The sequence below is a fragment of the Kitasatospora sp. NPDC006697 genome (genome assembly GCF_042869935.1).
Taxonomy (GTDB): domain Bacteria; phylum Actinomycetota; class Actinomycetes; order Streptomycetales; family Streptomycetaceae; genus Kitasatospora.
In genome coordinates this window covers 14,785-36,246 of sequence record NZ_JBIAGU010000038.1, presented here as the reverse complement: position 1 = coordinate 36,246, position 21,462 = coordinate 14,785, and the positions used below count along the sequence as shown (strand labels likewise).

Below are 21,462 nucleotides of genomic sequence, written 5' to 3'. Positions count from 1 at the left end.
GAGGCCATAGCGCGGCCGGGCACCCGGTTCCCTCTTCTCCCCCTCATCAGTACGCATCGCCAACAGCCTCCCGGTAGCCCGGGAGCGTGTCCTGAGTACGGATACTCACCTTCACGCCCCGCTCGGTGCTCCGTCTGCATGCGCCCGACCGGACCGCCACTCGCAACCAGGTGATCATTCGGCGAAGTGACTGTTCGGCCCACAGGACGGTGCCAGACACACGGCCGAGCCGGCCCCCTGCTCCGCCACGGCTTCCTCCTCCAGTGGCCACACCCAGCACTGTCGGTGATCTTCCCCGCTCGAGTACGTAGATGTTGTCGGCGTTGCGTACGGAGGAGAAGCGGTGGGTGACGAGGAGGACGGCGTGGTTCCTCCCCGACCCCACCACCGCCTGGCGCCTGTGCCCCGGCTGCGGAACCGACGCCGCGCTGGCCACCCTGCACGTCTACGACGGAGCGGTTGATGGAGTACTCCGAGTCCCCCAGCGAGTACCACCCCGGCGGCCGGCCCGCGGTCTTCCTGGCAGGCGACATCAGCGGGTGCCCCGACTGGCAGGCCGAAGCGGCCGGGCTGTTCGGCGACGATCCGGTCACCGGCACCGCCCCCGAGCTGGTGCTCTGTTCGACCGCGGCCCGCTGCCGCGCGACGTGGAAGCAGACCGCGGCCGAGCTGTCGAAGCGGCCCCGGCCGACTCGGTAAGTACGGTCAGGCGGCGACCCCTGGGCCGGGTGGCGGGTCTGTCGCCGCCTGCCAACGGGTCGCGGGCGGCCGACGTGCGGTGGCCGGCAGCGCCTCGGCTGCCGCGCCGCCATCCGCGCGAGGCAGCAGGAGCGGCGTACGGGGAGGCGCCGGCCGCCGGGCCGCATCCATTCGCCTCGATGACGTATCCCGCCGCTCCCTGACGGCGTGCCAGGTCGTCCTCGCCTGGGAACGGTGCTTAGGGTGGCGGTGAGGAGGCGGAGCATGCGGGTAGGTCTGCACGCGCTCGGCATCGGTGACGGCGCCCGTCCGGAGGTGATCCGGGCCGTGGCCGCAGCTGCGGAGGCGCACGGTTTCGACCGGCTGTGGTGCGGCGAGCACGTGGTTCTGGTGGACGCCCCCGCCTCGCACTACCCGTACTCCCCCGACGGCCGGATCGCCGTGCCTCCGGACACGGACTGGCTGGACCCACTCCTCGCGCTGAGCTTCGCCGCAGCGGTCACCAGCCGGATCGAGCTCGCGACCGGCGTCCTGCTGCTCCCCGAGCACAACCCGGTCGTGGTCGCCAAGCAGGCCGCCACGCTCGACGTCTTGTCCGCCGGCCGGTTCAGCCTCGGGATCGGGGTCGGCTGGTCGGCCGAGGAGTTCACCGCCCTCGGTGTCCCGTTCGATGGACGCGGGCGCCGCACCGACGAGTACCTCGCCGCGATGCGCGCCTTGTGGTCGGACGACCCGGCCTCCTTCACCGGGGAGTTCACCCGCTTCGACGCGATCCGGGTCAACCCCAAGCCGCTGCGCGGCGGACACCTGCCCGTCCTGGTCGGCGGCAACAGCGCCACCGCCCTGCGTCGTGCGGCGGCGCTCGCCGACGGCTGGTACGGCTTCAACGTGCCGATGGCCGACGTCCCGGCGCACGTCGCCGTGCTCGCCGAGGAGTGCGCCCGCCACGGCCGCGCCATCGACGGCCTCACCATCGCCGTGGCGCCGCGCGACGCAACCCCGGAGCACCTGGCCGAACTCGCCGCGGCGTCCGTCACCGAACTCGTCGTCGTCGCCGCACCCCCGCCGACCCCCGAGGAGGCTACGGCGTGGGTCGGCGAGCTCGCCCGGACCTGGCTTCGCACAGCCGGATGAGACATCCCCTCGCCGAGTGCCGCTGCGGCCCGCGGACCCGCCGAGGCAGGTCACGAGCCGCCGGAGCCCGTCGTGCGGCGGTGTTCGGTACGGACGTGCCGCTGTTCGGCGCGCGCGGGCACGGACCGTGGGCCTGTTCCTACCCGGATACCGTCCGGCCACGGCACAGGGACGCCGCCGCGAGAAGGGACGGATGCGCGTGATCGCGCTGGCAGTCACCATGGGCACGCTCCTGGCCTGGTCCCTGGTCTCGGGCCGGCTGGCCCGGTGGAGCGTGACGGCTCCGGTCGTGATGACCGCGGCGGGGGTGGCGCTGACCGTCGGACCGCACCCCCTGGTCACGATCAGCCTGACCACGTCGAACGCCGAGCACGCGGTGGAGGTCATCCTCGCCGTCGCGCTCTTCGTCGACGCCACCGAGGTACCGGCCGGCGCCGTCCACCGGCAGCGGCGACTGCTGGCCCGCCTGCTGGTGCTGGCCCTCCCCCTCACGCTGGGCCTGGCCGTGCTGCTGGGCCGGCTGCTCTTCCCGGCCGGCGGCTGGTGGCTGGCGGCGGTGTTCGCCACGGTGACCGTGCCGATCGACCTCGCGCCCGCGGCCGACCTGATCCGCGACCCGCGCCTGCCGTCGTGGCTACGCGCGGTGCTGACGATCGAGAGCGGGCTGAACGACGGCATCGTCGCCCCGGTCTTCCTGCTGTGTCTGGCGGGCCTCGAGTCGCACGGCCTCCACGGCCCGGAGCCGACCGGGGAGTTGCACACCGCGTTCACCTCCCTGCTGTGGGCCCTGCTCGCGGGCCTGCTGGTCGGCAAGCCGGGCGGCTGGCTGCTCCGGCGCTCCTGGCGGGCCGGGTGGGCCCGGGAGTCCGCCGTCCGGCTGGGCATCGTCGCACTGCCGCTGGGCGCCTACGCGCTGGCCAACGTGCTGCACGGCAACGGCTTCGTGGCGGCGTTCGTCGCGGGGCTCGCTTTCACCCCGGCTTCCCGCAGCCTGCCGCCCAAGGCGCTGCACCTGGTCGGGGACCTGGGAACGCTGTTCTCGCTCGCGCTCTGGTTCGTCTTCGGCGAAGTGGTCACCACGGCCTTCACCGGCGACTTCGACGGCCGGGTGGTGGCGTACGCCGCAGTGGCCCTGACGTTGGTCCGGGTCACTCCGGTCCTGCTCTGCCTGCTCGGCACCGGGATCCCGCCGGCCGACCGCTGGCTGCTCGCCTGGCTCGGACCGCGCGGCCTGGCCTCCATCGTGTTCGGACTGCTCGCCTTCATCAGCCTGTCCGCCAGGTCCCCGCACGAGGCGGACCTGGCGGGCCAAGTGATGACGATGACGGTCCTGATGAGCTTGCTGCTGCACGGTCTTACCTACGGCCCCCTCGCCTCGCGATACGCCGCAGCCCGCTCCGGACTCACCGACCCCGCGTGGGAGGGAGGTTAGCTTGTCGCTTTACCTGCGGTGATCGACTTGAGGTTGTTCGAGCTGTCACCCACATGGGTCGTCGTCGACGCCCATGCCCGCCTGGTCATCGCGGCTGGCCAGCCCCTTCCGGGCAAGCCCAACCCTCGCCCGGGTGGTCCGCTCGGACTGCTCAGTGGCGTGGGAAGGGGTTCTCACCAGGCCCGCTGCTTGCGCTGCCGAGAATCGGTGTCCTCCAGGATCGAGAGCAGTCGGGTGCTTGTCTCGGGGCCCTGGTTGTGCCCGGCCTTGAGCGTGGGCTGCTGCCTCCGGCATTCGGCCGGTTCCGGGCCGTCTGGCGTGGTATCCCGCGGAGCGAGGAAGACCCTCAGCCGTGCGAGGCGATCGACCTCGCCGGACGGCCCGGCCAGGCGCTACGCCTCGGGCAGCGGCCGGACGGTCAGGTGGTAGTCCTGCAGGATCCGGCCGTCGTCGTCCAGCACGAGGAAGACCCGGGCCGCGAAGGCCACCTCGTCGGCCTCGGGGCCCTTGGCATGCGTCAGCTGGATGGTGAACATGACGACGTCGTCGTGAACGGTGACGTGGTCGTCGTCCGTGACGTGGTAGTCGCCGGTGGCGACGAACAGTCCGTGCGCCTCCGAGACCCGGTCGACCAGGCCGGCGCGGCCGCGGAACTGAGCGCCTTCGACGAACTCGACGCCGTCCGGCACCCACAGCTCGGCGACGGCGCGCTCGCGTGCGGCCGGGTCCGGCTCGTTCCACACGGCGACGTAGCGCTGCACGATCCGGTCGACGTCGATTGCGGTGGTCTGCGACATGGTGGGTCAACTCCGGTGTTCGGTGGGTGATCGGCCGGGTTCCGGCCGTGGGCACCAGGCTCGCGGCGGCCGTCGCGGGAGAGTCAAGGCAACCGTGCCGCCGAACTCTCCCCCTACCGGAGGCCGCACAATCGACAGGTGATCAGCTACCTGTCGATCGGGGACTTCTCCCGCGCCACCCACATGACCGTCAAAACCCTGCGCCACTACCACGAGATCGGGCTGCTGGAACCGGTCGACGTCGATCCTCAGACCGGCTACCGGCGCTACTCGGCCGAACAGATCCCCACCGCCCAGGTCGTACGCCGCTTCCGTGACCTCGGAATGCCCCTGGAGGAGATCCGGACCGTCCTGGCCACCGCCGACGTCCCCACCCGCAACCAGCACATCAACGCGCACCTGCACCGACTGGAGGAGGAGCTGGGCCGCACCCAGCGCGCCGTGGCGGCCTTGCGTGACCTCCTGTCTCCGCCGGCCGCCGCGGACTCGCCTGCGATCGAGCTGCGCAGCGTCGGCGCCGTCCAGGCCGCGGCGATCACGGCGACCGTCGATGCCCAGGACACCGGAGCGTGGTTTCAGGGCGCCCTCGGCGAGCTGTTCGCGACCGTGGCCGGCCAGGGGTTGCGGGAGACCGGCCACGCCGGCGGCGTGTACGCGGATGAGCTGTTCACCCTGCACCGCGGGCAGGCCACCGTCTTCGTGCCCTGTGATGGCCCCGTCCGGCCGGTCGGTCGAGTCACACCGCTGCTGGTCCCGGCAGTGGAGCTCGCCGTCCTCGAGCACTGCGGGCCGCCGTCCGAGGTCGACCGTGCCTACGGCACGCTGGCCGCCTACGTCACCCGCCACGCGCTCGCCGTCGACGGCCCGATCCGCGAGTACTACCTGGTCGGCCAACGCCACACATCGGACAGCGCACTGTGGCGGACCGAAGTCTGCTGGCCGGTCTTCCGCACCAGCGTCGCCGATCCGCAGAGGGCAGGCTGAGCTCCTGCGCCGCCATGCAGGTGCTGCCACTTCTCGGCGACACCTCACCGGTTCGCGCGGAGCGAGTCGCGGGAGTCGGCGCCGGCCTATCTGCGGAGGACCGCTTGCACCGCCGGGTGCCCGGCGTGGGGATCGAGCTGGAGCAGTTCCGGGCCGGCTGGTTGACCGACACGCTGGCAGAACTGACTCGACGCCAGGCGGGGGTTGAAGCTTTACCTCGCGGACGCCCGAACGCCACCCGCCCTCCGCCACCCTTGGGGCGCGCCCGAACTACCGGGCTCACCGTGGCGGTTGGGCACCAGGGGGACGGGGTGGTTCGGGCATGCGCGCGTTGAGACGGGTCCTGCTGACGGTGGCGGTGGTCATCGCGCTGGTCTGCTCGTTGATCCAGGCGACCTCCTCGGCGGCGGCCCTCGCCCAACCGGGCGGACTGCCCGGCCCGGTGGTGAGCAAACCGCTGCCGCCCGGACAGGTGACCGGCAAGCGCCAGCCCCCGAGCCAGGCCGCCACCCAGGCGCCCGCACCCGCCGGCGGCCCGCTGCACGACGCGCAGGAGCGGTTCAAGGCGGCGGTGGCCGAACGCCGGAAGCCGCAGCCAGTGGCGCCTGATCATCCGTCAACTCACCATCAGGCGACCGATCAACAGGTCCACCCGGTCGCCGCGGGAGTGACCGCCCCGGCCCGCACGACCGAGCCGCTGGCCACGTCCGCGGACACCACCGCCGTCAGTTACGGCGCCACCTACCAGATACTCGCCAGCCCCGACCCGGCGCCGCGCTACGACACCCCCGGCTACCAGCGGGTGCGGGTGACCAACACCTCCAACGTCACCTGGTCGGCCAGCAGCACCTACCTCGGCTACCACCTGCACTACGCCAACGGCAACGTCTACAACCTCAACGGCATCGGCACCGAGCTCACCTCGGACCTGCCGCCCGGCTACTACGTCGACATCGACGGGATGTTCGAGCAGCTGCCGGCCGGCTCCTTCCTGCTCAACTGGGACGTGCGGGTCGGCACCGGAGGCGGCGGCACCTCCTTCCTCAGCAGTTTCGGGGTGGTCGCCAGCCAGGCCGTCGCGATCACGGTGCCGCACTACGCGCCCACCGGCAGCATCTTCGGTCCGGCCAACAACTCCACCGTCGACAACCTCAGTCCTTACCTGACCGTCGACGTCAGTGCGGACAACACCCAGCCGAACTGGGTGGAGTACAAGGTCTGCCCGACCGCCGACACCACGGACCCGGCCTGCTGGGACCCGGGCTGGCGGAGCGTCACCATGGGCGGGTTCTACGGGACGACCAGCATCCAGCCGCCTGCCGGGGTGCTCAAGTGGAACACCACGTTCTACTGGCAGGCCCGGGTGAAGGACAACACCTACACCACGCCGTGGTCCGACCTGACCGCCTTCAGCCCCGTGGTCACCCCGGGTGCCAACACCCACCTGGGCCCGGGGCAGGCGGACCCGGTGGGCGTGGACCTGTACCAGGGCAACTACAGCCGCACCGAGACCGACGTCCAACTGCCGATCGACGGCACCACCTTGACCATCGCCCGGACGTACAACAGCGCCAGCAGCTCGATCGGCGCCTTCGGCCGCGGCTGGTCCTCGGTGCTGGACATGCGCCAGGACGTTGACAGCGCGGGCTTCCTGACGGTCAGCTACCCCGACGGACGGCAGATCCGCTACGGCCAGAACCCGGACGGAAGCTGGGTCCCCGCCTACGGCCAGCCGGACGAGGCGGTCTACGCCGGGCGCGGCTCGGTCACCATGCCCGACGGCACGGTCTACCTGTTCAACAGCGACGGCACCCTGGGCAGCATCAACGCCCCCGGCGGCCAGTCCACGTATCTGCGCTACAGCGGCGGGAAGCTGACCGGGATCGACCTCGGCGCCGTCCGCCACCTCTACGTCACCTGGGGCACCAGCCACCTCGCCGCCATCTCCACCGTCGGCGGCACCCCGCCGGTGCGCCAGGCCGGCGTGCAGACCTGGACCTACGGCTACACCCTGGACCAGCTGACCTCGGCCTGCAATCCGCGCTGGGACGTCACCGCCTGCACCACCTACCGGTACGGCAGCGACCAGCGGCTCAACCTGCTGACCCCGCCGAACGGCGCCGGCGAGGCCGTGTCGATCGGCTACGACTCCGGCACCGGTCGGGTCAGCCAGGTCGGCTACCCCGACCCGGCCGTGACGGGCGGCGACGTCTGGCGCTACGCGAAGAGCGACCCGATCGACACCAACGCCGACTACGTGGTCGCGGTGACCCAGCCCAGCGGGCTGGTCATGCGCTACCAGTACGGCGGCTGGGGACAGTTGCTCAACCGGTGGAGCAGCACGCCGACCCCGCAGAACTGGGACAACCAGGTCTGGACGTACGACGTCTTCGGCCGGGTGGCCGGGGTGATGGACGAGAACCAGAACCTCACCACCTACTACTACGACGGCTGGAACCACCTCACCACCATCGGCCGGTACCGGGACCCGCAGACCCTGGTCAACACCAGCTACCTGTACTTCACCGGCGACTCCGGTCAGGCCTACAACCCGGCCGACCCCAGGTCCGGCAAGGTGCTGCAGACCTCGGATGCCGACCACCACCTGACCACGATGGCGTACAACTCCTTCGGCCAGCTGACCAGCCGCACCACCCCCGGCACCGCCGCGGCACCGAACGGCGCGACCACCACCTACCAGTACACCTGCGACTCCGGCAGCGGCCGCAACCCCACCCTGGCCCCGGTGGTGGTGAACGACCCGGCCAACGCGGGCGCGCTGCAGGCCTGCGGCCTGCTCGCCTCCGTGACCGGCCCGGACGGCCAGGTCACCGGCTACGGCTACGACGCCTACGGCGAGCAGACCAGGATCACCACGGCCACCGGTGAGGTGACCGACCAGTTCTACGACGGCTTCGGCCACCTGACCCGCAAGCTGGTCACCGAACCGGACGGCACCCCGGCCAGCGAGACGGACTACGTCTACGACGGCGCCGGCCACCTGGTCGGCGAGGCGGACCCGGCCGTGGTCAATCCGGTCACCGGTGTGACCCACCAGAAGAAGACCAGCAGCAGCTACGACAAGGACGGCAACCTGCTCACCAGCACGGTGTCCGACGCCACCGCGACCACGGCCGGCGGGGACCCGGCGCGGACCACGGTCTACGGCTACGACGTCCGCGGCCGGCAGAACTCGGTGACCGTCAACGGCGTGCGCACCGCGAGCAAGTCCTACGACGGTGACGGCAACCTGGTCACCTCGACCGACGGCATCGGCACCACCTTCCAGTACACCTACGAGCAGTACCACGGCTGGCTGCTGGACATCGCGATCCCCGCCTTCGCCGACAACCCGGCCGCCCCGACCACCACCCGCCGGGTGGACGTGGCCAGTTACTCCTACGACCCGGCGGGCCGACTGGCTTCCGCGACCGACGCGATGGGCGCCCGGGTCCTCTACACGTACACCGCCGACAACCTGAAGCTCAGCGAGACCTTCGACAGCTACCTGGACACGCCCACCTCGACACCGCGTCAACTGGTGCTGCACCAGTACACCTACGACCCGGCCGGCAACGTCCTGAGCGACCTGGCCGGCGGCACCCGCACCACCTCCTACGCCTATGACAACACCAACGCCCTGCTCAGCAGCACGGTCGACCCGAGCGGGCTGAACCGGACCGCCAGCAGTAGCTACGACGTGGCCGGCCGGCTGCTCAGCAGTACGCTGTCCAACAGCACCAGGACCGAGACCAGCAGCCAGCAGTACGACCCGGTCGGCCGGCTGGTCCGCGCGGTCGTGCACAACGACGCCACCGCGGACCTGGTGACCGCCTACACCCGCGACGCGCGCGGCCAGGTGCTCACCGTCACCGATCCGCGCGGAACCGCTACTGCCACCCCGGACCCGGCCTACACCACCACCAACGCCTACGACGCGCTGGGCCGGCTGAGCACCGTCACCGAGCCGAAGCTCTCGGTCGAGGACGGCAGCGGCGCCGGCGCCGTCACGGCGACGCCCGCGACCACCCGTGGTTACGACACCTTCGGCGAGCTCACCGACGTCAAGGACCCGCGGGGCAACGTCACGCACACCACCTACGACGGTTTCGGGCGCCGGGCCCAGACCACCTACCCGACCTCCACCGAGCCGAACGGGACCCAGGTCACCCCGCACGAGAGCTGGACCTACGACGCCAACGGCAACGTGCTCAGCCACACCGACAAGCTGGGCCAGCGCACCGATCTCGGCTATGACGGCCGCAACCGCCCGATCAGGCTGACCGCGCCCGCGGCCGTGGCCGGCGGTACCCGCGGCACCACCACGTACGCCTGGAACGACGGCGGCAAGCTGCTCTCCGAGATCGACCCGACCGGCGCGCAGACCCTGCACACGTACGACCAGATGGGCCGGGTGTCCAGCACCACCACGGTCGAACGGTACCTGCCCGGCGCCGCGACCACTCCGGCCCAGTACACCACCAGCTACCTCTACGACCCGTTCGGCGACCTGCTCTCGCAGATGTCGGGCGGCAGCGGGGTCAGCTACGGCTACGACGCGGTCGGCGAGAAGGTCACCGAGACCGTGCTGGGCCGGAGCACCACCGGCTTCGGCTACGACGTGGCCGGCCGGCTGGTGCGCACCACCGACGCCCTGGGCCGGCACCGCGACACCAGCTACGACCTGGCGGGCCGACGGATCCGGCAGACCTCCTACGACCCGAACAACACCGCGGTCACCACAGCCGCCTGGACCAACGACGCGGCTGGCAATCCGACCGCCATCACCGACCCCGACGGCAAGGTATGGCAGGCAAGTTACGACGCCGCCTCACAAGTGGCGCGGCTCACCGACCCGGTGCCCACCGACGCCAACGGCACCGTGCTGCCCGCCCCGAGCACCTCCTTCGGCTACGACGCCAACGGAAACCGCACCCGCGTCACCGACGGCGACAGCAACGCCACGCTGACCGCGTACAACGCGTGGAACCAGCCCTCGGTGACCGTCGAGCCGGCCACCACCGCCCACCCGGCCCTGGCCGACCGCACCTGGACGACCAGCTACAACGCGCTCGGCGAGCCGGTGGCCATGACCGCGCCGGGCGGGGTGACCAGTGCGGCCGGGTACGACCTGCTCGGCGAGCTGACCAGCCAGAGCGGCACCGGAGCCGAAGCCTCCACCTTCATCCGCCAGTTCGGCTACGACCTGGACGGCCGGATGACCTCGGTCGACGCGCCGTACGGCGCCGAGAACTTCGTCTACAACGACCGCGGCGAGCTGTACGCCTACAGCCACCCGAGCTTCACCGGTGACGGCGACGTCAGCTACGTCAACCAGTACGACGCGCTGGGCCGGCTGACGGTGCGCAGCGGGGCGGCCGGCAGCACCGCCTTCGGCTACGACACGGCAGGCGCGGTCACCTCGGTCACCGACCCGCTGAGCGGGGGCACCCGTAGCTACACCTACGACCCCGTCGGTCAGTTGACCGCGGAGAAGGACACCGCGAGTGGCGGCGCGGTGGCCGCCTCGTACTCCTTCGGCTACGACGGCATCGGCCGCCCGCTGAGTGAGACCCGGTACGACGCCTCCGGCGCGCAGACCGGCACGCTCGGCTACAGCTGGGACCCCAACGGCAACCTGACCGCCACCACCGGCAGCGGAGCGCTGGCCGGTCAGCACAACCGGACGTACCGCTACGACGCCGACAACCGGCTGATCAGCGCGGTGGACCAGGGTCAGAACACCGAGACCGACTACGCCTGGGACGGCGCGGGCAACCGCAGCAGCAGTACGAGTTGGCAGCTGGTCGGCGCCACCAAGTCCAACCCGGCTGTCACCACGGCCAGTTACGACCAGCGCAACCGGCTGACCGGCACCAGCAGCCAGCAGCAGACCGCCAGTTACCAGTGGACCGCGCGCGGCACGCTCGCCTCGACCACCACCACCGCACTGCCGGAGGGCTCGCCGCTCACCGTCAGCACCGCCTCCGACGCCTTCGACCAGCTGATCAAGGACGGTAGCGCCACCAACAGTTACGACGCCCTCGGCCGACTGGTCTCCGGCAACAACCAGACCATCGAGTACGACGGGCTGGGCGACGAACCGGTCTCGGACGGGAGCTGGCTCTACGCCCGGGACCTGACGGGACGTCCGCTGGCGGCCAGGCCCACCAGCGGGTCCGCCTCCTCCTTGCTCACCAACGTGCACGGCGATGTGATCGGTGCCGCCGACCCGGGCAACGGCAGCTCGCGCGGCACCCAGACCTTCGGGCCGTTCGGCGAGCCGCAGGGCCGCGGTGCGGGGCTCAGCCCGCTCGGCTTCCAGGGCGGCTGGACAGCCGCCAGCGGCCGGGTGGACGCGCGGGCGCGCTGGTACGACCCGAGCCTGGGCGGGTTCCTGGCCGGCGACAGCCTGCCCGGGCCGATCAGCAGTGCCGCCTCGGACAATCTGTACGGGTACGGCGCCGGCAACCCGACCAGCAACGTGGACCCGACCGGGCACCTCGTGGAGGATCCGTTCAGCTGGGCGGAGGGCGGGCTCAAGGAGGCTGCCTCGCTGCTGCGCGGCGGGATCAACCTGCTGGGCAAGGGCGCCGTGGAGGTCGAGAACGCGCTGCCCGAGGTGGCTGACGCGATCGTCCCGGCGATCGAGGACGTGGCGGTGGACGCGGCGGCCGGGGTCGCCTGCGTCGTCGGCTGCCTGGAAGCGCTGGTGATCGGTGCCATCGTGGTCGTGGTGGTGGCCGGCATCTACTACGCGCTCAAGGTCAACGAGGACGGCTCGTTGAGCAACGAGGGGCCGACCACCAACCCCGGGGCCGGCGTCGGCCCGGGCGGACAGCTGAACCCGGTGCGCTCGCCCAACCCGCAGCCCGGGCCGCCGCAGTCGCCCCAGCCGCAGACCGTGACCCGGACCACCGTCAACTCCTGGACCACGCACAGTTCCTGGTACGACGACAAGTACCTGTACACGCGGACCGACACCTTCGTCCGGACCGTCACCACCACCCTGGTCGGCGGGGTGCAGGTCGGCGCTCCGGTCGTCTCGATCGCCCACACCTGGACGCTGGTGTGGCAGCTGCTGGTCCCGCTGGACAACCCGATCCCGACCCCGGTCCCCAAGCCCGGACCGCCGCAGCAGCCCGAGAACGACCAGGGCAACGCCGACCCGCGCGGCAAGTGCGGCGACGGTGGCACCCCGGCCACCTGTCTGACCGGCAACAGCCCCCCGGGACCGCAGACCCAGCCCCAGGGCGGCAAGGGGGGCAACGGCGGCAAGTACACCCCGCCGACGAACAAGGGCTCCTGCGACGACGACCCGGGCCAGGACGGCACGATCGCGGGCGACCCGCTGTCGACCTTCGCCGATGCCGTCCGCGGTGCGGCCGGCCAGAAGGGCGTCCAGTACGCCTCCGAATACACTTCGCCCAGCGGTGCCACCTACTACTGCACGAACCAGCGCTTCATGAACTTCCCCCAGGAGCTGAAGGACATCTTCGACCGGGCCGGACTCGCCCCGCGCGGCTGCGCGGAGATGGCCTGCCTCGTCGAGGCCTACCGGGCCGAGGGAGAGGCCGGAGTCCGCGGCGGCGCGATGCGGACGGTGAAGGTATTCGGCGAGAGCGCGAAGCTCGCCGCCGAGCACGGTACGGTCGGCACGCCGTGCCCGCTCTGCCAGGACGTCCTCAGGTACCTCGACATCTCGTTCTGACGCCCTATCAGCAGGAGGACCGATGAGCACCGACCGGACCGGCGGCGACCCGGTCGCCGGCCTGGTCGCCTCGCTGACCGGCGCGACTGACCGGGATGATGCCCGGGAGGCGGCCTGGGCCCTGCTCCAGCTGGGCTGCACCGAGGGCGGCGCGGTGACGGCCACCTCGGCCGCGGTGGTCGACGCGCTGCTGGCATCGCTGGAGACCGGCGGGACGCCCTGGCAGGCGGACACGCTGGCGGTCCTCGACGCCACCGCCTACTCGCTCGGCGAGTGGGCGCACCAGCTGCGGTCCAGCTCCCGCCCCGAGCTGTACGAGCGTCAGGTGGCCTGGGAGCGGGAGGTCGCCGAGCAGCTGACGCACCGTCTTGAGCCGGTGCGTCAGCTGGTGGCGCACGCCGTTCCGGAGGTCCGCTCGATGGCGGCCGCGCTGCTCGGCGACGCCGCCACGGACTGGGAGGCGGACCTGGAGCTGCTCCTGGCAGCGGGCGCGGCGGAGCCGGACACGCTGGCCCGGGCCTGCTTCGCGGAGGCGGCCCTGCGGCTGACGGCGCGGTCCCGACGGCCGGCGCTGTGGAGCCGCGCGAGCGGCCCTGCGCAGTCCTGGCTGGCCGCGCCGGAGGCCGTGGTGCGCTACCGGGCGGCCCGCCAGCTGGTGGAGGGCCCGGACGGGCCGCTCGCCGCACGGGCCGCACGAGTGCTCCAGCTGGACCGGGCGGCGGCCGAGCCGCTGGTGTGGCCGGCCGAGGTCTGACGCCCCCGCACGGAGCCGGCTCGACGGCGCTGCGCGGCGAGGAAGGCCTCTTGCCTGCAAGGCGCAACTGGCGCACGCCGGAGTCGACGCGCCGCTGGTCGACGCGGACGCCACCGGCCATAACGGCTCGGCGTTCGCCTCCTACCCCCTCGTCCGCACCTGGTTCGACGCCCTCGCCGGGCGCTGAGATCAGCCTGCCGAAGGACGCCGGGGCCACCCGCGGTGGGCGTCTGCGCCGGTCCCGTGTCGGGCCGGTGGACCCTGGCCCGGGCCGACCAGGGTCCGGTACGGGCTCGACGGGGCCACGGTTGCGGGATCGTGATCGGTGGGCGCCGGCCGGACCGGCGAGTCTCCAGGAAGGATCGACATGATCAACAGGCGGACATTCACCAGGGCGGTCGGTCTCGGCGTGGGCGCCACGGCCGTGTCGGCCGGTGCGGGCGCGAGCGGGCCCGCCGCCTTCGCGGCCGGCTCCGCGCGGCCGGCCCCGGTGATCCCGGCCATCGCCCCGGGCACGCATACCGCGTTCGCCGAGCTGAAGCAGGTCCGGGCCGGTTTGCTCGACATCGGCTACGCCGAGGCGGGGCCGAAGCACGGCCCGGCGGTGATCTGTCTGCACGGGTGGCCCTACGACATCCACAGCTTCGTCGACGTGGCGCCGCTGCTGGCCGATGCCGGCTACCGGGTGATCGTGCCGTACCTGCGGGGCCACGGCAGCACCGCCTTCCTCTCCCCCGCCACCGTCCGCAACGCGCAGCAGTCCGCGATCGCCCTCGACATCGTCGCCCTGATGGACGCGCTGGGGATCCACAAGGCGGTGCTGGCCGGCTTCGACTGGGGTTCGCGCACCGCCGACATCATCGCGGCGCTGTGGCCGGAGCGGGTCAGGGCCCTGGTGTCGGTGAGCGGCTACCTCGTCACCGACGTCCCGTCGCAGCAGAACCCGCTGCCGGCGAAGGCCGAGCACACCTGGTGGTACCAGTACTACTTCGCCACCGAGCGCGGCCGGCTGGCGATGGAGACCAAGCAGAACCGGCACGACCTGTGCCGGCTGGTCTGGGACGAGGTCTCCCCGACCTGGCAGTTCGACGACGCCACCTTCGAGCGCACGGCCGCCGCGTTCGAGAACCCCGACTACGCCGCGATCGTGATCCACAACTACCGCTGGCGCCTGGGCCTGGCCGACGGCGAGCGCCGTTACGACCGCTACGAGGCGCTGCTCGCGGCCCGGCCGGTCATCACGGTGCCGGCCATCACCCTGGACCCCGCCCTGGACCCGTTCCTGGCCGGCACCGACGGTTCCGGGTACCGGAACCTCTTCGCCGGACCGTACGAGCACCGCGTGCTCGCCGGCGTCGGCCACGACGCGCCGCAGGAGGCGCCGACCGCATTTGCCCAGGCCGTCGTGGACGCCGACCGGCTGTGAACCTTATGGAGGAGAAGATGGTGAGTCATGCTGGCACGGAGGAGCAGGCCGCGGAGGTCCGCCGGGCCCGGTTCGGTGCGCTCCCGGAGCGCGTCGCCTTCGAGGACATGGTCGCGGAGCAGCCGGTGCTGACGGCGGGTCAGGCGGCGGCCGTGTACGACCCGGACAGCCAGGCGGTCAGGTTCTCCTGCCTGGCTGCGGACCTGGGGCTGTGAGTCGGTGAGCGGCTCACCGGTCGGCGAAAGCTCCGGCGATCTCGCGCCGGGAGGAGATCCCCAGCTTGGCGAAGACCTTGCGCAGGTGCCACTCGACCGTGCGGGGGCTGAGGAACAGCTGCTCGCCGATCTCCGCGTTCGGGTGCCCGCCGGCCGCGAGCCGGGCGATCTGCGCCTCCTGCGGGGTCAGGACCGGCTCGCCGGTCGTCCGCCTGCGGACGGTCTCGCCGGTGGCGAGCAGTTCCCGGCGGGCCCGCTCCGCGAAGGCCTCCAGGCCCGTCTCCGTGAACGCCTGGTGCGCCGCGCGCAGTTCGGTGCGGGCCTCGGCCCGCCGGTTGCGGCGGCGCAGCCATTCGCCGAGCAGCAGCCGGGTCCGGGTCTCGAAGGCGGTGAGCCCGCCCCGGGCGAAGTGGTGGACGGCCTCGCGGTAGTGGTCCTCGGCCTGTTCGGGCGCTGCGGTCAGGGCGTCGGCGGCCGCCAGCGCGCCGAGGGCCCAGGGCGTGCCGGCTCGGCTCCAGTCGGCCAACCGTTCGCGGGCCAGGGCGGCGGCGGCCGGGTCGCCGGCCCGGGTGGCCGCCTCGACCAGTTCGCCGCAGGTCCAGTGGTGCACGGCGAGGTCCTGGTACTCGGCGCCGCTCAGCGCTGCCTCCTTCGCGAGCGGATAGTTGCCCAGCCCGTTGTGGAGCACCGCCCGGGCGCAGGCCGCCATCGCGGTGAGCCGGCCCAGGCCGCGCTGCTCGCCCTCCCGTTCCATCGCCTCGATCTCGTCCAGGGCCGGCCGCTCCCGTCCCTGGTAGGCGCCGATCAGGGCGCTCGCGGCCAGGCGGGCCGCCGTGCCCTCGGCCTTCTCTACGGCAGCGCCTTCGGCCAGCAGGTCCCGGGCTTCGGAGAGGCGCCCCGCCTGGGCGAGTGCGGTCGCCCGCTCGGGCAGGGCGGTCGCGAGGACGGACAGCGCGCCCGTCGCCCGGGCCGAGCGCACCGCCCGGTCGGTGAGGTCCAGCCAGGCCCGCAGGTCGCCCAGTTCCCCGGCGGCGTTCGCGGCCGGCCACAGGGTGGCGGCCAGGTCCTCGTCCCGGGTGAGGGAGCGCAGGGCCCGGCCCAGTGGCGCGAAGGCGGTGGCCGCTCCGTCCAGGGTCCACGCGGCCAGGGCGCCGAGGAGGAGTCCGGCCGGCTCGTCGCCCGGTGGCAGTCGGCGGGCTGCCTCGGCGGCTCGCCGCAGTCCCTCCCCGTCCCGCCGGCCGGCCCAGACGGCCGCGCCGAACGCCGCCAGGCAGGTCTCCCGGGCGGCGGCCGGGTCGAGGTCCCCGAGGCGGCCCGCCGCGTCGAGCAACGGGCGCACTTCGCCGAAACCCGAGTTGGTCATGGCCGAGGCCTTGGCCCGCAGCCGGCCCGCGTCGGCCTGTTGTCGGGGGTCCAGCGGCGCGAGTTCGGCGGCGGCGAGCAGGTCGGGTGCCCGGGCGGGCAGGCCCGCGGCGAGGTAGGCCGCCGCGGCGGACAGTGCGCGCCGGGCTCGCTCGGCCGGCTCGTGGGTGAGCGCGGCGGCCCGTTCCAGGAAGGAGGCGGCGGCCGCCCGGCCGCCGCGCGCCAGGGCCCGGTCGGCGGAGCGTTCCAGCGCGGCGGCGACCTGCTCGTCCGGTCCGACCGCGGCGTGGGCCCGGTGCCAGGCCTGCCGGTCGGGGTCGCGCTCGGCGTCGGTGGCCTCGGCCAGGGCCCGGTGCGCTGCCCGCAGCGCGGCGGCGTCGGCGCCGCGCCAGACGGCCGAGCGCACCAGCGGGTGCCGGAAGCGCACCGGGGCTCCCAGCGTGATCAGCTCCGCGGCCTCCGCCGGTGCCGCGGCCTCGGGCCCGATGTCCAGCAGGCGCAGCGCTCGCCACAGCAGCGGTCCGTCGCCGACCGGTTCGACCGCCGCGACCAGCAGCAGGGTGCGGGTGTCGGCCGGCAGCGCGTCGACGCGCCGGCGGAAGCCGTCCTCGACCCTGGTCGCCAGCGGGCCGGAACCCGGTCCGCCGAAGCCGAACGCCAACTCGGCCGCCGGCAGGCCCCGGGGCAGTTCCAGCAGGGCGAGCGGGTTCCCGCCGGTCTCGGCGACGATCCGGTCCCGCACCCGGGCGTCGACCGGTCCCGGCAGCGCGCTGTCGAGCAGTACCCGGGCGTCGGTGTCGGCCAGCCCGCCCAGCGGGAGGTCGGGCAGGCCGGCAAGGCCCTGTGCCGGCTCGCCGGTGCTCCGCTCGGCGAACACCAGCGCCACCGATTCGGCGTCCAGCCGGCGCCCGACGAACGCCAGGATCCGGTGGGACATCAGGTCCAGCCACTGCGCGTCGTCGACCAGGCACACCAGCGGCGACACGGCCGCCGCCTCGGCGAAGAGGCCGAGGACCGCGATCCCGACCAGCAGCATCTCGGGCGGCTCCCCCGCGCTCAGGCCGAACGCGACGCGCAGCGCGTCCCGCTGCACGGCCGGCAGCTGGTCGAGGTGCGGCAGCAGCGGCGCGCACAGGCGCTGCAGGGCCGAGTAGGCGAAGTCGGACTCGGCTTCGACGCCGGCCGCGCGGACGGTCCGCAGGTGTGCCGCCTGCTCGGCGAGGTGGTCGAGCAGCGCCGTTTTGCCGACGCCCGCCTCGCCGCGCAGCACCAGCACCCGGCTGCGCCCGTCGCCCACCTCCCGCAGCAGGCTCTCCAGCGCGGCCATTTCGCGGGTCCGCCCGAGCAGCCGGTGTGTCGAGTGGTGCGGCATGTCCCCTCCGAATATCCCCCGGTACGAGTTCCTCCCGGAGGAGCTTCGCCCATCCTACGAACCGTCTGCGTGCGTCCGCCTTCCGGCCGCCGCGTCGCTGACGGAGCGTCGGATGACTGATGCGCGGTGCAGGTGCCGCGTCCGATAGTTCCGATACTTCTGATAGTTCCGATAGTTCCGATGGTGATGAGCGATGGATGGATCCGATGGGTCCCGATGACAGGGCGAAAGGGCTCGACATGACTCGCACGTGGTTGGTCACCGGCGCTTCCCGGGGCTTCGGCCGGCAGCTGGCCGAAGCCGTCCTGGAGAGCGGGGAGCAGGTCCTGGCGACGGCTCGACGGCCGGAGCAGCTGGCCGACCTGGTCTCCCGCTACGGGGCGCGGGTCCGCACCGCGGCCTTGGACGTGACCGACGCCGAGGCGGCGCGCGCCGCGGTGAGCGAGGCGGTCGCCTCGTTCGGCCGGCTGGACGTGGTGGTGAACAACGCCGGGTACGCCAACAGCAGCCCGATCGAGGAGACGGCGGAGCAGGACTTCCGCGAACAGTTCGAGGCGAACTTCTTCGGCGTCGTCAACGTCACCCGGGCCGCGCTGCCGGTGCTGCGCCGGCAGCGGTCGGGAGTGTTCGTGCAGTTCTCCTCGCTGGGCGGGCGGGTCGGCGGCACGCCCGGGATGGGCGCCTACCAGAGCGCGAAGTTCGCCGTCGAGGGCTTCTCCGAGGTGCTGGCCGCCGAGACCGCCCCGTTCGGGGTGAAGGTGGTCATCGTCGAGCCCGGCGCGTTCCGGACGGACTGGCAGGGCTCGTCCATGGAGCTGCGGGCGGTCGGCGCCGACTACGAGGAGACCGTCGGCGCGATGAACCGCTACCGGCGGGAGAACAACGGCACGCAGCCCGGCGATCCGGCCCGCGCCGCCCGGGTGATCATCGACGTCGTCGGCCACGAGGACCCGCCGCGCCGGCTGCTGCTCGGCGCCCAGGCCGTGACCGCCGCGCTGGCCGCCGGGGAGGCGCGCGCGGAGGAGACGCGCAGGTGGGCAGGCGCCAGCGCCGCCGCCGACTTCCCGGCGCAGCGGTGAGCCCCATTCTCGACCGGAACCCAGGAGCAGACATGAGCCTCGGCAAGCTCTTCGACGGCGTCGTACACCCCCGGCATGAGGCCTCCGCCACCCGCATCCCCGGTACCGACCCCGGCCGCTCGGGTTCGCCGCTTCGCGACTACGTCCTGCACGGCCTGCCCGCCGCTCTCCACGATCTCTCGGCGGGTCACCTGACCTACCCCCAACTCAGCCTCCAGCAGGAGGACTTACTCCGTGTCGCTGCTCCGCTCTGCCTCTCCGAGGACGACGAGCGGACCGCGCGCCTGACCCAGCTCGACCTGCTCTTCATGCTCGGCGGCTACGCGCCCGCGGGGCCGCAGGCCGCACCCCGCCGGCTGACCGATCTGATCTCCGCCCAGTGCGGCAGGTTCCCGGCCCTGGATCCCCATCTGAGCTACGAGCTCCTGATCGACGGCAACTGCGAGGAGTACCGGCGCAGCGGCGACATCCGGGTGTTCTCCGCCGGTCAGGACGCGCCCCTCGAACGGGACTTCTACCTCGGCCACCACCTCTCCGAGCCATGGGCGAAGTCGGCTGCCTACGGGCTGCGTTCGCTGGTCCGGCCGGCGACCGGCGGCTGCCCCGCCGTGGAACGACCGGCCGCCGTGCTGGACGAGGTCGCCGAGTGCCTGACCGAGTTCACCCGGTACATGGCCACCTACCGCAGGCTCTCGCAGCAGGCCTTCAACCGGTTCCGCCCGTACCACATGGGCCATCCCGGCGGCCCGCGCGGTGCGAGCGGTGCGTTCATGCCCAGCGTCCAACTACTCGAACTGGCCCTGCTGCCACCGTCCGAGGGGTACGGCGTCTTCCTGGACCAGTCGATGTCCTACTTCCCCTCCTGGTCCCGGCCCGTCCTCGCGCGGTGGCGCAGCGACTCCAGCCGCGGGGCGAACGTCGCGCAGCGCCTGCGCGACGGCCGGCTGCGGCTCGATCCGGCCGGGCGCGCCCAACTGGTCCGGGTGATCGACAAGTTCGTTGACTTCCGGATGGCGCACCTGGGTGTCACCCGGCACGCGCTGCCCGAGGCGTTCGGGGACCGGAGCGGGCTGACCCGACGCGGCATCCGCGAACAGGGCGGCGAGCACGACATCCTGGACGGCAAGGACCCCGGCACCTCCGGGTTCAGCGTCCGGCACGTGCTCACCAACGCGGTGTACCGGCTCCTCGCCCTGCGCGAGGACCTCACCCACCCCGGCCCCGCGCCGGCCGACCGGTAGGCGGGCACCCGATGTCAGCATTCCGCGTCGCGGTCGTCGACGCGTTCGGCACCTCCTTCGAGTTCACCCACGCCTTCGGTGCGGTGGGCGGCGAGGTGATCCAGGTCCGGAGCACCGCCGTCCGACCGGCCGGAGTCGACCCGGTGGACGAGCGGGCGTTCGCCCGCGTCCTGGTGCACCACGGCGACCTGGACCTCCTGACCGACCAGCTGGCCGCGCTGGACCCGGTGGCCGTGCTGCCCGGCCGCGAGACCGGCGTGGAGCTCGCCGACGCCCTCTCCGCACGGCTCGGCCTGGCCTCCAACGGCACGGCCCTGAGCGCCGCGCGGCGCGACAAGTACGTGCAGATCGAGACGGTCAAGGCCCACGGCGTGCCCGGCATGCGGCAGTTGCGCACCGGCGACGAAGCCGAACTCCTCGCCTGGCACGAGCAGCTGGGCGGCACCGTGGTCGTCAAGCCGCTGCGCGGCTACTGGGGCGCCGGCGTCTCCTTCTGCGACCGCCCACGGGATTCGGCCACCGCCCTGCGCGGCCTGCTCGCCCGCCGCACCCTGCTGGGCGAGCCGATCACCGAGGTGGTCGCCCAGGAGTACCTGGTAGGCGCCGAGTACATCGTGAACACGGTCAGCTGCGCGGGCGTGCACCACCTGACCGACGCCTGGCGCACCGAGCGGATCCAGGCCAACGGCGTGCGGGACCTGGTGACCGCCCAGGTCCTGCTGCGCTCCGACGAGCCGCCGGTCGACGAGCTCCTCGCCTACGGCCGCCGGGTGCTGCAGGCCCTCGGCATCCGCTACGGCCCGGCCCACCTGGAGATCAAACTGACCCCGGACGGCCCCCGCCTCGTCGAGGCCGGCGCCCGGATCTCGGGCCTTCCCTCCTACACGGCCGACCTGCTGGGCGAGGGCCAGCTCGAGTGGACCGTCGACGCCTACGTCCGCCCCGACCGCTTCCACACCCGCGCAGGCCGGTCCTACGACCGCCGCCAGGCCTTCGCCTGGGCCGCCCTGGTCGCCCCGTCCTCGGGCCTGCTCCGGCGCTACCGCGCGCTCGATCAGGTCGAGCGGCTGGCGAGCTTCCGCGCCCTCGACGTGCTGGTCGAGCCCGGCAGCCGGATCGCCGCCACCACCTACGACCGCGAGTACCCGGTCACCCTCGAGCTCAGCCACCCCGTGGAGGCCGTGCTGCAGCGCGACCTCAACACGGTGCGGTACTTGGACGGCCCGGGGATGTACGAGATCACCCCCTGACCGCTC

General features: G+C 72.8%; 13 protein-coding genes. 11 read left to right on the top strand and 2 right to left on the bottom strand.

Going from position 1 to position 21,462, the window contains the following annotated elements; genetic code table 11:
* The first annotated feature begins 462 nt into the window (after positions 1 to 462).
* The 3 genes from ACFYNO_RS35935 to ACFYNO_RS35925 all read left to right on the top strand — a co-directional run bounded on the left by ACFYNO_RS35935 (position 463) and on the right by ACFYNO_RS35925 (position 3,265).
* A complete protein-coding gene (locus tag ACFYNO_RS35935) occupies positions 463 to 699 on the top strand; it encodes a hypothetical protein (protein ID WP_388021765.1) in 237 nt (78 codons plus the stop codon).
* Positions 700 to 963: 264 nt separating this feature from the next.
* Positions 964 to 1,833, top strand: a complete 870-nt coding sequence (locus ACFYNO_RS35930) for an LLM class F420-dependent oxidoreductase (RefSeq protein ID WP_388021763.1) — start codon at positions 964 to 966, stop codon at positions 1,831 to 1,833.
* A gap of 193 nt (positions 1,834 to 2,026) precedes the next feature.
* Positions 2,027 to 3,265: a cation:proton antiporter gene (locus ACFYNO_RS35925; protein ID WP_388021761.1), complete on the top strand. Its 1,239-nt coding sequence runs from the start codon at positions 2,027 to 2,029 to the stop codon at positions 3,263 to 3,265.
* A 392-nt stretch (positions 3,266 to 3,657) separates the two neighbouring features.
* Here ACFYNO_RS35925 and ACFYNO_RS35920 read toward each other — a convergent pair whose 3' ends face one another.
* Positions 3,658 to 4,062, bottom strand: a complete 405-nt coding sequence (locus ACFYNO_RS35920; protein ID WP_388021759.1) for a nuclear transport factor 2 family protein — start codon at positions 4,060 to 4,062, stop codon at positions 3,658 to 3,660.
* Positions 4,063 to 4,200: 138 nt separating this feature from the next.
* Here ACFYNO_RS35920 and ACFYNO_RS35915 point away from each other — a divergent pair, with 138 nt between their 5' ends.
* From ACFYNO_RS35915 to ACFYNO_RS35895, 5 genes are all read left to right on the top strand, one after another.
* Positions 4,201 to 5,046, top strand: a complete 846-nt coding sequence (locus ACFYNO_RS35915; protein ID WP_388021757.1) for a MerR family transcriptional regulator — start codon at positions 4,201 to 4,203, stop codon at positions 5,044 to 5,046.
* 322 nt (positions 5,047 to 5,368) lie between these two features.
* Positions 5,369 to 12,757, top strand: a complete 7,389-nt coding sequence (locus tag ACFYNO_RS35910; RefSeq protein WP_388021755.1) for a DUF6531 domain-containing protein — start codon at positions 5,369 to 5,371, stop codon at positions 12,755 to 12,757.
* A gap of 22 nt (positions 12,758 to 12,779) precedes the next feature.
* On the top strand, positions 12,780 to 13,511 hold the full coding sequence (locus tag ACFYNO_RS35905; protein WP_388021753.1) for a hypothetical protein: 732 nt from the start codon (positions 12,780 to 12,782) through the stop codon (positions 13,509 to 13,511).
* Between the two features lie 367 nt (positions 13,512 to 13,878).
* On the top strand, positions 13,879 to 14,937 hold the full coding sequence (locus ACFYNO_RS35900; RefSeq protein WP_388021752.1) for an alpha/beta fold hydrolase: 1,059 nt from the start codon (positions 13,879 to 13,881) through the stop codon (positions 14,935 to 14,937).
* A gap of 17 nt (positions 14,938 to 14,954) precedes the next feature.
* Entirely contained in the window at positions 14,955 to 15,152 is a 198-nt protein-coding gene (locus ACFYNO_RS35895) for a hypothetical protein (RefSeq protein ID WP_388021750.1), read from the top strand.
* Between the two features lie 13 nt (positions 15,153 to 15,165).
* On the opposite strand, the gene ACFYNO_RS35890 is transcribed toward ACFYNO_RS35895, so the two are convergent.
* Positions 15,166 to 17,886, bottom strand: coding sequence for an AAA family ATPase (locus ACFYNO_RS35890; protein WP_388021749.1), 2,721 nt, complete (start codon positions 17,884 to 17,886; stop codon positions 15,166 to 15,168).
* 239 nt (positions 17,887 to 18,125) lie between these two features.
* Between ACFYNO_RS35890 and ACFYNO_RS35885 the strand changes: the two genes are divergently transcribed.
* The 3 genes from ACFYNO_RS35885 to ACFYNO_RS35875 are packed head-to-tail and all read left to right on the top strand — an operon-like array spanning position 18,126 to position 21,456.
* Positions 18,126 to 18,965: an oxidoreductase gene (locus ACFYNO_RS35885; protein WP_388021747.1), complete on the top strand. Its 840-nt coding sequence runs from the start codon at positions 18,126 to 18,128 to the stop codon at positions 18,963 to 18,965.
* A gap of 32 nt (positions 18,966 to 18,997) precedes the next feature.
* Positions 18,998 to 20,206 carry a hypothetical protein gene (locus ACFYNO_RS35880; RefSeq protein ID WP_388021745.1) on the top strand — a complete coding sequence of 403 codons (1,209 nt, stop codon included), beginning with the start codon at positions 18,998 to 19,000 and terminating at the stop codon, positions 20,204 to 20,206.
* Positions 20,207 to 20,217: 11 nt separating this feature from the next.
* The gene (locus ACFYNO_RS35875; protein WP_388021743.1) at positions 20,218 to 21,456 is read left to right on the top strand and encodes an ATP-grasp domain-containing protein; all 1,239 of its coding nucleotides are present in this window, start codon (positions 20,218 to 20,220) and stop codon (positions 21,454 to 21,456) included.
* Positions 21,457 to 21,462 lie beyond the last annotated feature (6 nt).

Bases quoted from the DNA above. Each gene is read 5' to 3' on its own strand.
- ACFYNO_RS35895 (WP_388021750.1), top strand. From the start codon at position 14,955: ATGGTGAGTCATGCTGGCACGGAGGAGCAGGCCGCGGAGGTCCGCCGG.
- ACFYNO_RS35920 (WP_388021759.1), bottom strand. From the start codon at position 4,062: ATGTCGCAGACCACCGCAATCGACGTCGACCGGATCGTGCAGCGCTAC.
- ACFYNO_RS35935 (WP_388021765.1), top strand. From the start codon at position 463: ATGGAGTACTCCGAGTCCCCCAGCGAGTACCACCCCGGCGGCCGGCCC.
- ACFYNO_RS35900 (WP_388021752.1), top strand. From the start codon at position 13,879: ATGATCAACAGGCGGACATTCACCAGGGCGGTCGGTCTCGGCGTGGGC.
- ACFYNO_RS35880 (WP_388021745.1), top strand. From the start codon at position 18,998: ATGAGCCTCGGCAAGCTCTTCGACGGCGTCGTACACCCCCGGCATGAG.
- ACFYNO_RS35885 (WP_388021747.1), top strand. From the start codon at position 18,126: ATGACTCGCACGTGGTTGGTCACCGGCGCTTCCCGGGGCTTCGGCCGG.
- ACFYNO_RS35875 (WP_388021743.1), top strand. From the start codon at position 20,218: ATGTCAGCATTCCGCGTCGCGGTCGTCGACGCGTTCGGCACCTCCTTC.
- ACFYNO_RS35905 (WP_388021753.1), top strand. From the start codon at position 12,780: ATGAGCACCGACCGGACCGGCGGCGACCCGGTCGCCGGCCTGGTCGCC.
- ACFYNO_RS35910 (WP_388021755.1), top strand. From the start codon at position 5,369: ATGCGCGCGTTGAGACGGGTCCTGCTGACGGTGGCGGTGGTCATCGCG.
- ACFYNO_RS35925 (WP_388021761.1), top strand. From the start codon at position 2,027: ATGCGCGTGATCGCGCTGGCAGTCACCATGGGCACGCTCCTGGCCTGG.
- ACFYNO_RS35930 (WP_388021763.1), top strand. From the start codon at position 964: ATGCGGGTAGGTCTGCACGCGCTCGGCATCGGTGACGGCGCCCGTCCG.
- ACFYNO_RS35890 (WP_388021749.1), bottom strand. From the start codon at position 17,886: ATGCCGCACCACTCGACACACCGGCTGCTCGGGCGGACCCGCGAAATG.